Annotated in this window: 12 protein-coding genes; 8 read left to right on the plus strand and 4 right to left on the minus strand. The window is 53.4% G+C overall.

From position 1 onward, the window contains the following. Positions 1–182 precede the first annotated feature (182 nt). Both JI741_RS29285 and JI741_RS29290 read right to left on the minus strand, forming a co-directional pair. Positions 183–1,580, minus strand: a complete 1,398-nt coding sequence (locus tag JI741_RS29285; protein WP_202015767.1) for a type III PLP-dependent enzyme domain-containing protein — start codon at positions 1,578–1,580, stop codon at positions 183–185. Between the two features lie 60 nt (positions 1,581–1,640). Then, the gene (locus JI741_RS29290; RefSeq protein ID WP_202015768.1) at positions 1,641–1,859 is read right to left on the minus strand and encodes a hypothetical protein; all 219 of its coding nucleotides are present in this window, start codon (positions 1,857–1,859) and stop codon (positions 1,641–1,643) included. Positions 1,860–1,879: 20 nt separating this feature from the next. Here JI741_RS29290 and JI741_RS29295 point away from each other — a divergent pair, with 20 nt between their 5' ends. After that, positions 1,880–2,839: an arginase gene (locus JI741_RS29295; protein ID WP_202015769.1), complete on the plus strand. Its 960-nt coding sequence runs from the start codon at positions 1,880–1,882 to the stop codon at positions 2,837–2,839. A 71-nt stretch (positions 2,840–2,910) separates the two neighbouring features. Here JI741_RS29295 and JI741_RS29300 read toward each other — a convergent pair whose 3' ends face one another. Further along, entirely contained in the window at positions 2,911–3,573 is a 663-nt protein-coding gene (locus JI741_RS29300) for an SRPBCC family protein (protein WP_202015771.1), read from the minus strand. A 284-nt stretch (positions 3,574–3,857) separates the two neighbouring features. On the opposite strand from JI741_RS29300, the gene JI741_RS29305 reads away from it, so the two are divergent. The 6 genes from JI741_RS29305 to JI741_RS29330 all read left to right on the plus strand — a co-directional run bounded on the left by JI741_RS29305 (position 3,858) and on the right by JI741_RS29330 (position 9,698). Next, positions 3,858–4,835 carry a deoxyhypusine synthase family protein gene (locus JI741_RS29305; protein WP_202015773.1) on the plus strand — a complete coding sequence of 326 codons (978 nt, stop codon included), beginning with the start codon at positions 3,858–3,860 and terminating at the stop codon, positions 4,833–4,835. 114 nt (positions 4,836–4,949) lie between these two features. Further along, positions 4,950–7,064 (plus strand): arginine--tRNA ligase, encoded by a 2,115-nt coding sequence (argS, locus tag JI741_RS29310; RefSeq protein ID WP_202015775.1) that lies wholly within the window; start codon positions 4,950–4,952, stop codon positions 7,062–7,064. Between the two features lie 127 nt (positions 7,065–7,191). Beyond that, the gene (locus tag JI741_RS29315; protein WP_202015777.1) at positions 7,192–7,692 is read left to right on the plus strand and encodes a glutathione peroxidase; all 501 of its coding nucleotides are present in this window, start codon (positions 7,192–7,194) and stop codon (positions 7,690–7,692) included. Further along, positions 7,679–8,236, plus strand: coding sequence for a glutathione peroxidase (locus JI741_RS29320; protein ID WP_202015779.1), 558 nt, complete (start codon positions 7,679–7,681; stop codon positions 8,234–8,236). Before JI741_RS29315 ends, JI741_RS29320 begins: the two co-directional genes overlap by 14 nt. 45 nt (positions 8,237–8,281) lie before the next feature. Then, the gene (locus JI741_RS29325; RefSeq protein ID WP_202015781.1) at positions 8,282–8,740 is read left to right on the plus strand and encodes a 3-oxoacyl-ACP synthase; all 459 of its coding nucleotides are present in this window, start codon (positions 8,282–8,284) and stop codon (positions 8,738–8,740) included. A 61-nt stretch (positions 8,741–8,801) separates the two neighbouring features. Then, the gene (locus JI741_RS29330; RefSeq protein WP_202015783.1) at positions 8,802–9,698 is read left to right on the plus strand and encodes a 1,4-dihydroxy-2-naphthoate polyprenyltransferase; all 897 of its coding nucleotides are present in this window, start codon (positions 8,802–8,804) and stop codon (positions 9,696–9,698) included. A gap of 87 nt (positions 9,699–9,785) precedes the next feature. Here the strand turns inward: JI741_RS29330 and JI741_RS29335 are convergent, their stop codons facing one another. After that, positions 9,786–12,527 carry a T9SS type B sorting domain-containing protein gene (locus JI741_RS29335; RefSeq protein ID WP_202015784.1) on the minus strand — a complete coding sequence of 914 codons (2,742 nt, stop codon included), beginning with the start codon at positions 12,525–12,527 and terminating at the stop codon, positions 9,786–9,788. A 147-nt stretch (positions 12,528–12,674) separates the two neighbouring features. Here JI741_RS29335 and JI741_RS29340 point away from each other — a divergent pair, with 147 nt between their 5' ends. Next, on the plus strand, positions 12,675–13,172 hold the full coding sequence (locus JI741_RS29340) for an NADH-quinone oxidoreductase subunit A (RefSeq protein ID WP_202015785.1): 498 nt from the start codon (positions 12,675–12,677) through the stop codon (positions 13,170–13,172). Positions 13,173–13,193 lie beyond the last annotated feature (21 nt).

Raw genomic sequence — 13,193 nt, forward strand, 5'->3', positions numbered from 1 at the left:
GTCATGGCATGCGCGGGTCGGGTCTAGCCCTGATGGAGGTATGCGGGGCCACCGCGGCCCGGGAGCGGGGCTATGAAAAGCGAGAAAACCGCCAAGCAGTATCCATACTATCTAACAAAACGTTCAGAAAAAAAGAAAGCCGTCTCGAAGAGACGGCTTTATATTTCTTATTAGGTGACTAACTACTTTCCATAACCAAGCACCTTCAACATACTCTCACTACTCTGCTCCGGAGCAAACAACTCCGTAGTAATCACCCCATCCTCATCCCGATTCACAAGCACATGCTTAGGTGCAGGAATAAGACAGTGCTGAATACCCCCATAACCACCAAGCGACTCCTGATAAGCACCCGTGTGAAAGAAGCCAATATACAACGGCTCTTCATCCGTAATCATCGGAAGAAACACTTCGCCGGTGTGGGCTTCAGAATTATAGTAGTCCATGCTATCGCACGTCAACCCACCAATGTTCACTTTGTGATAAGGATCGTCCCACTTATTGAGAGCGAGAAGAATATACTTCTGGTTCAGGCCCCACGCATCGGGCAAGTGCGTAATAAACGAGCCGTCGATCATATACCACAGCTCTTTGTCGTTCTGCAGTTTCTGGTCTACCAGCGAATAGAGCACGGCGCCGCTTTCGCCAACGGTGTAGCTGCCGAACTCGGTGAAGATGTTGGGCACGGGCACGTTGTTTTTGTCGCAGATCCACTTGATGTTTTCCACGATTTGTTCAATCATGTACTTGTAGTCGTAGTGGAAGGTGAGCGATGTCTTGATGGGGAAGCCGCCACCGATGTCGATGGAGTCAAGCGAATCGCAGATCTTTTTCAGTTCGCAATATTTGAAGATGAAGCGGCTAAGTTCGCTCCAGTAGTAGGCGGTGTCTTTGATGCCGGTGTTGATGAAGAAGTGCAGCATCTTGAGCGATACTTTGTCGCTCTTCTCGATCTTTTCTTTGTAGAACGAATTGATGTCGCTGTAGCGGATGCCGAGGCGTGAGGTATAGAACTCGAACTTGGGTTCTTCGTCGGCGGCCACGCGGATGCCCACTTTGTAGGGCACTGTCACGTTCTCTTCATAGAAGTCAACTTCGCCCAGGTTGTCGAGAATGGGAATGCAGTTGTGGAAGCCGTCGTTGAGCAGTTCGCTGATGTATTGGCGATAGAGCGGCATCTTGAAGCCGTTGCAAAGAATGTAGGTGTCTTTGCTCACTTTGCCTTGTGCGTGCAGCGAGCGCACAATGGGAATGTCGAAGCTCGACGATGTTTCCATGTGCACGTCGGTGTTCTTCAGCGCCTCCTGCATAATGAAGGAGAAGTGCGAAGACTTGGTGCAATAGCAATAGGTGTATTTGGCGTTATACTTGAAACGTTCCATGGCGTTGTTGAACGTGGCCTGGACGTAGCGAATGTTTTCGCTTATGCGGGGGAGATAGGTTAGTTTAAGCGGGGTGCCATATTGTTTGATGATGTCCATCAACGGCACGTCGTTAAACAACAACTCGTGGTCGCGCACCTTAAATTCTTTCTGGGGAAACTCAAAGGTTTGCTCAATCAGCTCGCGGTAACTCTTCATTTAAATCGTGGAATCTTTATTGGTTAACCGTGAATAAAAAGTTATGTTTCTATTAATTACTCAGGTGGCTTTCTTTCTGGTGTTGCCCGTTGGGAAAGAGGTGCAATATTGTGATAAATTTGCCATCTTTGCAATACACATTCTGAACCCATGGTTAATCGTTTTTCCTTCTGCATTGTTAAACCGGTACCCGCCGGCATGCATGCTTTGCCCGACTTCTAGCGGGCTGGTGAGGAAATCTTGTGCTTTTGTTTTAAAACGAATAACCATTTCATTCAAAAACCTTAATTTATATTCCTGTGAAAGCGTTGAAGATCATCGAAGTAAAGTCAGAGATCGGTGCCGGCACCCGAGGTGCGAGCCTGGGCGTGGAGGCCATTAAGATCGCCAGCCTGGACCTGGATTCCGATTTCTTTAAGCAAAACGAGTCTGTTGAAGTTGAACACGTGAACGATCTCCTGTTCGACGGCGCCAAACACCCCCACGCCCGGTTCATAGACGGTGTGATGGTGATGGAGGAGCGCGTGTGCCTGGAAGTATATGAAACCATCTGGGAAGAATATTTTCCCATCATCCTCTCGGGCGACCACAGCACCGCCTATGGCACCATTGCCGGCATCAAAAAGGCCGATCCCAAAGCCCGCCTCGGCGTGATCTGGATCGACGCCCATGCCGACATCCAAACCCCCTTCACCTCGCCCTCGGGCAACATGCACACCATGCCCCTGGCCATGGCCTGCGGCATAGACAACCTGGAGTGCAAGGTGAACGACCCCAAAGGCGAAACCCTCGACTATTGGGAACAAATTGAAAACGTGGGCATGCCCGGCCGCAAGGTCTATCCGGAAGACATCGTGTTCATTGCCGTGCGCGACCTCGAAAAATCGGAGAACTACCTCATCAACAAATACAACGTCAACTACATCGAAGCCGAAGAGGTGAAAGCTGGCCCGGCCAAAATCGCCGAAAAGGCCCTGAAGATGCTCGACCACTGCGACCTCATCTATGTGTCGTTCGATGTGAGCGCCCTCGATCCGTCGGTGTCTACCGGAACCGGAAGCCCCGTGGCCAACGGCCTGTCGGTAGAAGAAGCCAAAATCCTGAACGTGACCCTGGCCAAAAGCCCCAAGGTGTGCGCCTGGGAAATAAGCGAAGTGAACCCCACTTTGGACACCGAAAACCGGATGGCCGAAAGTGCCTTCGAAATCCTGCAAGCCACCTCGCAAGCCGTGTTGGGCCGCCCTGTGCTGGCACAATAAGGCAAACCTGAAGAATTTATATAGCGCGAAGGCGAGCCGATGAATCGGCTCGCCTTCGGTGTTTTTAGGGGCTATTTCTTGGGCTGAGGCTCCAGCAGGGCCACATATTCTTCGATGGTGGTCATGATGTTGCTGCGGATGATGGGGTCGGTGAGGAACTTGGGGATGCCGATGGGCTTGGACAGGATTCTGTAAATCACCTTCACGTGGTTGGGTCCGATCTGCTCCAGGGTCCAGCTGCCCGACAGTTGCATGCGGGTAACGCCGTCGCGCTTGGGGGCCAGGGTTTCGTTGGGCTTTGAGTTGAAGGTGACAAAGAGCTTGCGGCCGGGTATGAGCTCCGTTAGTTTATATTCCAGGAAGTGGTCCTGGTCGCTCACGGGCCAGGGAATGTCGTGATAGGAATATTCCAGCCAGGTGGCGGTGTCGGGTTGGGGATAGACCTTAAATTCCGACACATGGCTTTGCCAGTCCTTTATTTTCTTTTCGTCCTGAATGAGGTGGAGGCCGGCAAAGATGGTGTTGTGAAAAAAGAACTCGCCCTTCACTTCGCGCGCCTTAATGGGCGGCTCCGACCCGGGGTAGGTGATCCAGCGCTCATAGATGGTGATGGTGCCATCCTTTTTCACTACCGTGAACCCTTCTTTGTCTTTGTCCTTGTCCTGTGCCGCCAGGTTGAAACTGAGGGCGAAGCATGCCGCCAGGAAAAAACCGACTGTAAAACTGTTGTGCATAGTGCGTCTTTAACTGTCCGCATGCCTGGCTGCGGATTTAAAAAAATCTGTGAAGTGAAAGCCTCTCCGCGGTTTGTTTCGAAAAAAAATCCGCGGCTGCCCAAGCCGAACGCATGGAAACGTTGTTGTTCCGCTGCTTCAGGATGGATTGTCAATATAACGACGGCCTTCCGGTTCATTGTGCAGGGAATCGACGGAGCTTTAAAAAACCTCCTTAAACTTCGGCCTTTTTCCTTAATTTCGCCCCAAAATTGAAGTTTATTCTCTATTAATACATTCCAATCATGAGCCAAAACGGACCGATTTCCACCTTTATCGAAAAGCATTATCTACACTTCAACTCCGCCGCACTGGTGGATGCAGCAAAAGGCTACAAAAAGCATATTGCCGAAGGCAAGAAAATGATGGTGACACTTGCCGGCGCCATGAGCACCGCCGAACTGGGCCTGAGCTTTGCCGAAATGATTCGCCAGGACAAAGTGCAAATCATATCGTGCACCGGCGCCAACCTCGAAGAAGACATCATGAACCTGGTGGCCCACTCGCACTACAAACGCATTCCCAACTACCGCGACCTCACCCCCGAGCAGGAGTGGGACCTGTTGCAGAACCACCTGAACCGCGTAACCGACACGTGCATTCCCGAAGAAGAAGCCTTCCGCAAATTGCAGAAGCATTTGTATAAAGTGTGGAAAGATGCCGAAGACAAAGGCGAACGTCTTTTCCCCCACGAGTTCATGTTCCGCATGCTCAACAGCGGCGACCTGAAAGAAGAATATGAAATCGATCCTAAAAACTCGTGGATGATCGCCGCCGCCGAACGCAACATGCCGATGGTGGTGCCGGGTTGGGAAGATTCGACCATGGGCAACATCTTTGCTTCATACGTGTTCACGGGCGAGCTGAAAGCCTCGACCATGAAGAGCGGCATTGAATACATGGCCTGGCTGGCCGATTGGTATATCAAAAACTCGGGCAAAGACGGCATCGGCTTCTTCCAGATTGGCGGCGGCATTGCCGGCGACTTCCCCATTTGCGTGGTGCCCATGCTGCACCAGGATCTTGAAAAAGACAACGTGCCATTCTGGAGCTACTTCTGCCAGATCAGCGACTCCACCACCAGCTACGGATCGTATTCGGGCGCGGTGCCCAACGAAAAAATAACCTGGGGCAAGCTCAGCATCGAAACACCAAAGTTCATCGTAGAAAGCGATGCCACCATTGTGGCGCCGTTGATGTTCGCCTACGTGTTGGGATGGTAAGCCACAGCAATTGACACAATCGTAATTTCATCGCAGAAGCGCGGAGGTGCAAAGAGAAAGGCGTGATAGCATTTACCTTTGCGCCTCCGCGGCTTTTACGGTAACAGCATAGACATGAATCTCGACCAAACACTTCGCACTCAAATACAAAACGCCGTCACGGCCCTGTTCAATCAGACTATCGACGCCGTGCAGGTGCAGCCCACCAACCACGAGTTTGAAGGCTCGCACACGCTGGTGTGTTTTCCCTTAACCAAACTGTCGCGCAAAGGCCCCGAAGAAACCGGCCGCCTCATTGGCGACTACCTGGTGCAACACTCGGGCATGGTGAACCGCTTCAACGTGGTGAAAGGATTTTTGAACCTGGTGCTGAACGACGCGGTGTGGGTAGAGGTGTTTCAAACTATTTTTGCCAACCCCAACTATGGTCAGCTGCCGCCCAACGGGCAGGAGATCATGATCGAATATTCGTCGCCCAACACTAACAAGCCCTTGCACCTCGGGCACTTGCGCAACAACTTTCTCGGCTACAGCGTGGCAGAGATTTATGCGGCCAACGGTTTCAACGTGCACAAGGTGCAGATCATCAACGACCGCGGCATCCACATCTGCAAGTCGATGGCGGCCTGGAAACTTTTTGGCAATGGTGAGACACCGGAGAGCACAGGCGTGAAGGGCGATCACCTGGTGGGAAAGTATTATGTGAAGTTCGACAAGGAACTTAAAGTTCAGGTCAAGCCCATCATCGAAACCATTGAAAGCGGTGTGGTGGAGGGCTTCAGCAAAACCGAAACCGACCAGCTGCTGGCCTGCAACAAGCAGATAGCTGTTCTTCAGAACAAACTTCAAACAGAAGCCGTCGCGGTTGACCGTGCGGCCATTTCGGCCCTGGGCGCGGGTGTTGAAGAATCGTTCGCGCTGGCGCTGGCAGAGAAGGCGACGTGGAAGGATGTGCTGAAAAATCTGAGTGCAGAAGACACCGGCGATGTGCCCGCAAAAGACATTGAACAAAAGCTGAAGAAGCTTCAGGCGCTGTTGAAGAATGTGATTTCTCTGGAAGAGAAAATTGCTGAACAAAAAGCCGCCATAAAAGAAATTGCTCAAAACAAAACCGCCATCATGGGCATTGCCCAGGACATGTTGCGCAAGTGGGAGCAGAAAGACGAAGAAACCGTGGCCCTCTGGAAAACCATGAACGGCTGGGTATACAACGGCTTCAGCGCCACCTACAAACGCATGGGCGTTGACTTCGAAAAGCTCTACTACGAATCGGATACTTATCTGTTGGGCAAACAGGAAGTGTTGAAGGGCGTGGAGAAAGGTTTGTTCTTCCAAAAAGAAGACGGCTCGGTGTGGGTTGACCTCACCGCCGAGGGGCTCGATCAGAAATTGTTGCTCCGCTCAGACGGCACGTCGGTGTATATGACGCAGGACATTGGCACGGCCATTCTCCGCTTCACCGACTTCCCCAAAATTATGGGACAGGTATACACCGTGGGCAACGAACAGGAGCATCACTTCAAAGTGTTGTTCATCATCCTGAGCAAGCTCGGGTTCGAATGGGCCAAGCGTTGTTTCCACTTGTCGTATGGCATGGTAGATTTGCCCACGGGCAAAATGAAATCGCGCGAAGGCACCGTAGTAGACGCCGACGACCTGATGCAGGAAATGGTTGACGAAGCCGAGGTGCTTACTCGCAAGCTGGGCAGGATCGAAGACCTGAGCGAGGACGAAGCAAAACAATTGTTCGAGATGATCGGTCTTGGTGGTTTGAAGTTTTTCTTGCTGAAAGTAGATCCGAAGAAACGCATGTTGTTCGACCCCAACGAGTCCATTCAATTGCAAGGATTCACCGGGCCGTTCATTCAATACACACACGCCCGCTGTCGCTCCATTGGGCGCAAAGCGGAGAGCATGAATCTGGTTTGTACCGAAGCCGATTTGAGGCTGGTGCACACCCTTGAACCTGAAGAGCGCGAAGCTTTGGTTGTGTTAAGTTTGTTTGAAACTAAAATCCGCGAGGCAGCCCGCGAATATTCGCCGGCGGTCATTGCCAACTATGCGTTCGATCTGGCCAAGGTTTACAACAAATTCTATCAGAACATTCCTGTCTTCAACGAGGCAGACCAGGTCAAGCTCAAATTCCGGGTTGCGTTCACCAAGGCCATTGCCGATGCCATTGGCAAGGCCATGAACCTGCTGGGCATAGCGGTGCCCGAAAAGATGTAAGGCGCAAGGGCCGCGCCTTGGGGAGCGGCGGCGTCACTTCTTCGGTTACCGTTAATTGTGATGAAAGGAATCCCGCATGTGCGGAACAAATCGTAAATTTTGCTGTTCTTATAAAAAGCACTACCCTATGAAAACCATTCTTTTTTCTATCCTACTTTTTCTTCCCACTATGGCATCTTCTGTTTATGATTTCAAGATGAATTCGATCGATGGCGATGTCATTGATTTTGCCAAGTACAAGGGCAAGACCCTGCTCATTGTGAACACGGCGTCGAAGTGCGGCTTCACCCCGCAGTATGCCGACCTGCAAAAGCTGAACGATCAGTATGGCAGCAAGGTGACCATTCTCGGTTTCCCGGCCAACAACTTTGGTTCGCAAGAGCCCGGCACCAACACCGAGATTGCATCGTTCTGCCAGAAAAACTATGGCGTCACGTTTCAGATGTTCGAAAAGGTGTCGGTGAAAGGCGACGACCAGTCGGCACTCTTCAAATTTCTGAAAGACAAGACGGGTGAAGAACCCAGCTGGAATTTTTGCAAATACCTGGTGAAACCCGACGGCACCGTGAAGTTCTTCGCCTCTAAGGTGAGCCCGTTGGACAAACAGATTTTGGATGAGATTAATTAAAGCCGGCGTTATTGTCGTTATCGGGATGGGACTTGCCGCATTTATTTCAGGAAAACTATCGTCTGGCAAACCCGGACCGGTGACAGGAACAATCTACGATTTCAAAATGACCGCCCTCGACGGACACGAAATTGATTTTTCGGTCTATAAAGGCAAGACCTTACTGATCGTGAACACCGCCTCCAAGTGCGGGTTCACGCCTCAGTATGCCGACCTCGAAAAGATTCACGAAAACTATGGCGACAAGGTGGCGGTGCTTGGCTTTCCGGCCAACAACTTCCTGTGGCAGGAGCCCGGCAGCAACGACGAGATTGCTACTTTCTGCGAAAAAAACTATGGCGTGAAGTTTCAGATGTTCGAAAAAATATCGGTGAAAGGCCGCGACAAACACCCGCTCTACAAATGGCTTGAGGCCAAGACGGGCGAAGTGCCCTCGTGGAATTTCTGCAAGTTTGTGGTGAACCCAGACGGCACCGTGGTGAAGTTCTTCCCCTCGAAAGTAAGCCCCCTCGACAAGCAGATTGTCGACGCCCTGGGGCTGTAGTCTTTCATTCGCCAATCCAGTTCAAGTTATCTACCACAACGCCCCATGCTTTCCCTTTCCATAAAAGAAGACTTGCAGCAGGCCTGCCGCCACTATGCCGAACAGCGTTTGGCCACGGCACGCCAGGCCATGGACCACGCACAGGAAGCCGCCAACGAAGAAGGCAAGAGCAGCGCCGGCGACAAATATGAAACCGGTCGGGCCATGGCGCAGATCGAGCGCGACAAGGCGGCACAGCAGGCGCACGAAGCACAGAAGCTCCTGCAAATCATAAACCAGCTCAACCCAGCCCTGCACCACGACAAGGTGGCTGCGGGCAGTGTGGTGGTCACCACGGCCCACACGTTCTATCTCGCGGTGGGCATTGGCAAACTGCTGGTTTCGGGCACCGAATTTCTGGTGCTGGCCCCGGCATCGCCCCTAGGAAAATCGCTGCTTGGGCTGGCCGTGAACGACGCGTTTACGTTCAATAACCAGCGCTACACCATTCTTCAGATTCTGTAGGGCAAAAGCCTGCGCCGCGTCGCGGGAATTGAATTATATTCGCCCCATATTTCCGAACGTCATGGATATTAAAATCTGGTTACAAGCCTTTCGCCTGCGCACGTTGCCGCTGTCGCTGTCGTGCATTGCCATGGGCGGGTTTCTTGCCGCTTCGGCAGGCGCTTTCCGCTGGAACATCTTCCTGCTCTGCGTGCTCACCACCATCTTCCTGCAAGTGCTCTCTAACCTGGCCAACGACTATGGCGACTCCGTGAACGGTGCCGACCACGCCGGTCGCAAAGGGCCGACACGTGCCGTGCAGAGTGGTGCCATCTCGGCCGGGCAAATGAAAACGGCCGTCGTCATCTTTGTGGCCTTGTGTCTTTTTAGCGGCGTCAGTTTGTTGCTGGTGTCGTTCGGGTTCAACTGGAATGCCATCCTGTTTTTCTTTGGCCTGGGCGTGCTCAGCATCCTGGCAGCCATTGCCTACACCGTAGGAAAAAGACCGTATGGCTATGTGGGCCTCGGCGACTTTTCGGTACTGATCTTTTTTGGTCTTGTGGGCGTGATGGGTTCCTACTATCTGTTCACACAACAACTCTCGTGGCGCGAAATATTGCCCGCCCTCAGTTGCGGCCTGTTCTCTATCGGCGTGCTGAACGTGAACAACATCCGCGACATTGAATCAGACAAAGCCGCAGGCAAGTTCTCTATCCCCGTGCGCATTGGCCGGAGCAATGCAGTGGCCTATCATTGGATCTTGTTGATTGGCGGACTGCTGGCGGCCACGGTCTATAGTGTGCTCACCTTTCATTCCGTATGGCAATTTCTGTTTCTTCTTAGTCTGCCGTTGTTCATTCGCAACGGCGTTGCCGTGCAGCGAAAGCCTTCCCACGAACTTGATCCTTACCTGAAACAAATGGCACTGTCCACATTAGTGTTTGTGCTGTTGTTTGGCGTAGGGTTGTTGGCGAGTTGACGATTTCGAAATGTGATGGTGTGATCGTGACCAAAACGCTCCGTTCGGGAACGATGTGCTACACATTCATCGACTATCGTACTGGCTCTATCGTACTAATAATACTTGCCCCGACCGCTTCCCTCTGAACGTTGCTGGCTCACCGGTTCTAAACACACCTTTGATCGCCCATGTATACGACCCCGGAGGCAATGCCTTTCCTTCCGACATTCCATTCCATCCTCGATCGGTTGCCTGCTCCACATCGTCGGTTTGGAAAACCCTGCTTCCCGACATATCGAAGATCACCAGGTTGATTTGCGTGAGCGCCTCGCTGCGGATGCGGAACACGTCGTTGGTGCCATCGTTGTTGGGAGAGAAGAAGGTGGGGATGAACAGATCGGAAGGTTCGTCGAGCACCGTGATGGTGAAGGTTTGCGCACCACTCACATCGATGCCGCCGCGTGCCGTGCCAACGTTGTCGCGCAGCACAACGTTGCAGGTGATGGTTCCTGAAAAGTTATCGGCCAGTGTGAAGTCAAGGTCGCCATTGGGGCGAAGGGTTGGACCGGCAGTGAAGAAGCGCGTCTCGTCGGGCGTGATGGTGAACGTGAGTGCCTGACTCGCTTCGTCAGCGGGGCCTGCGCTGATGTTGGTTGCCCAGTGGGCGAATGTATGCTGTGCTGAATTTTCTACTACCGTCATGTCTGTTCCTTTTGTGAACGAGGGTGCATCGTTCACACCAATCACAGATATTTCTGCATGCACGGGTAAGCTTTGTGTTAAGCCTCCATACACGATATACGTCAACGTACGCTTGTCGTGCAACGCAGGGCTTTCGCTGGTCGATCCAAACTGAAGCGTTCTCAGCACCCGTGTGTAGACTGCCGCCGGTGCGCTCCCGCTGAGGGTCAATTGTCCCGTGGCAGTGTTGAACGATGTCGCCAACTCTGATGCTGCAACAGACAGAACATCACCCGCCACAAATCCAGCGGTGATGGTTACTGTAACTTTTTCTACACGCCCATAACCAAGCGCAGGCACGCTGGCGACGGCAACGGGCGGTTCACCTTCCACAAATTCGGTGAGGTTGGAAACGATTTGCACGATGGGCGCAGGGTTCACCAGAACAGCCCCGCCGTGGTGTGCGCCAGCGGCAATGCTTCTCACATTTTTAATAGGCGGTGCAGGGTCAGCATCGTCGCCCCACGAAACCACGTTCCCGTTTGCCAGCAGCGCCATGTTGTTGCGCCCGAATGCCGACAAGGCAATGACGTTGTTGAGACCGGTGGGAAGCGCAGTTTCGGCTGCATCGCCCCAGGCCAGCACGGTGCCATCGGCTTGCAGTCCCAACACATGGTTGGCGCCCGACGCAATGGCTACGATGTTGGTCCACGGTGGCGAAGTGAGGTTGCCCCATGTCATCACGGTGCCGTTGTCGAGCAATGCGGCGCTGTGTGCCATGCCACCGCTGATCATTTTCACATGCTGCAATGATGCGGGCACAGTGGTTTGACCGGAATTGTTTTTACCCCAGGCCACCACGGTGCCATTGGCCAGCAACGCCAGGCTATGCGCCGTGCCACAGGCCACTGCTTTGGCGGTGGTGATAATGGAGGCGTTCAACTGCCCGTCGGCATTGGCACCCCACGTCTGCAACGTTCCATCGGCTTTCAGGGCCACGGCGTGCGCGTTGCCGCAGGCCACTTGTTTCACATTGATGAGCCCTGTGGGAACGGTGAGCGCGGGCGCGTTGCCAAACCGTTGAACGGTTCCGTCGGCGTAGAGCACCACCGTGAATTTGTCGCCTGCGGCGAGTTGGCGAATGTGGCGCTCGCTGGCGGGATAGGACTGGCTTGTAGAGTCACGCCCCCAGAGCGTGAACGCTATTTCGTTGGAGGTGAGTGCAAGCGAGGTGGCTGGCCCCGCGGCAACGGACAGGATGTGATGCAACGTGTCGGGAGTGAGCGTTTGACCAAATTCAGTTTGCATGGGCGTGTTGAAACGTACGCCACCCCAGGCCAGAACATGCCCGTCGCTTTGCAGCGCGAGCGTATGAAAATAGCCGGCGGCCAGGTCGATCACGTTGGCCAGCGCCTGGGGAATGTCGAGTTGGTTTCCCTGATAGGGCCCCCACATGGAAACCGATCCGTCGGGGCGGATTGCGGCACCAAACTGATCGCCCACTTTGGAAGCCACTATAGGGCCTAGCGTTGCCGGCGCATTTGGGGTGAACGACGGCGCGCCCCAGGTCACCACCGTCCCATCGGACTTGAGCGCAATGATGTTGGTCTGCAGTGCATCAATGGCCACCACACCCGACTGGGCTGCCAGGGGCACAGCGTAACTCACGTTGTCAGTCATCAGCACGCGGCCGTCGGCGGTTAGCACCGCCGTTACTTCTCCACCCGCTGCAATGTCTATAATGTTTTGATAGGCCGACACATCGGCTTCACCGTGCACATTGAAGTCGGAGATTGCCACGACTGTGCCGTTGGCCAGCAGCGCCAGGCGATGGATGTCGCCGATGGCGGTTTTCTTCACGTTGGCGAGCGGGCCCAGCTGCAGTCCGTTGCCCCATTCCACAAGCGTGCCGTCTGCTTTCAGAGCCATGATGCGGTCGGTGGCGAGCGACACTTGTTTGATGTCGGTGGCTTGCACGGGTATGGGCAGGATCAGGTCGCCTCCCAGCAGGCTTCCATCAAAGCCCCAGCCCGAAAGCTGCTGGCCGTTTGCCAGCGGCACAATCGCGCACAACAAAGAGAGCACGCCGAAAAACTTTGTGAGCAAGGCAAGAACAGGAATGGATCTGTTGGATTGCATGAGTGTGATGTGCAGGGCTGTTTTCATGGCGGGAACGATTTGGTTGACAGGCGCAAGGTTAGTGTGCGCCACTGCAATTATTTTGCGGTTTGTGAAATGCCCGAAAAAAAGATGGATGCTGTGGGAAGCGTTTTTCGTAGTGCGAAATAGCTTTGCATCCGTATCTTTGGTCTCATGGATCGACAGCCTTATTGGTCGGCATTTGGCGAAATTCTGCTCTACCTGATGGCAGGTGTGGTTTTCGTTCTCGTCACGTTGCTGGTGTCGCGCGCCATTCGCCCGCACCGGCCCAACGCCGAAAAATTAACCACCTACGAAAGCGGGGAGGAGCCGGTGAGTTCGCCCTGGTCGCAATTCAACCTGAGGTTCTATGTGGTGGCGCTCATCTTCCTGTTGTTTGAGGTGGAGATTGTTTTCCTGTTTCCCTGGTCAACCGTGTTTGCCAACAAAACGCTGCAAGCGGAAACCAACGGCGCGTGGGGCTGGTTTGCCATGGGAGAGATGCTGGTGTTCATTGCCGTGCTGGCCCTGGGCCTGGCCTATGCCTGGGTGAACGGACACCTCGATTGGGTGAAGCCCGAACCCACCCCCACGGCGTTTGAATCGAAGGTGCCAAAAGCACTCTACGATGCCGTGAACGAAAAATATAAGAAACACGAAAAGCCTTCCTGAGGCGACTGCGGAAAACGAGCT

This window comes from Chryseolinea lacunae (genome assembly GCF_016735595.1).
Classification (GTDB): Bacteria; Bacteroidota; Bacteroidia; order Cytophagales; family Cyclobacteriaceae; genus Chryseolinea; species Chryseolinea lacunae.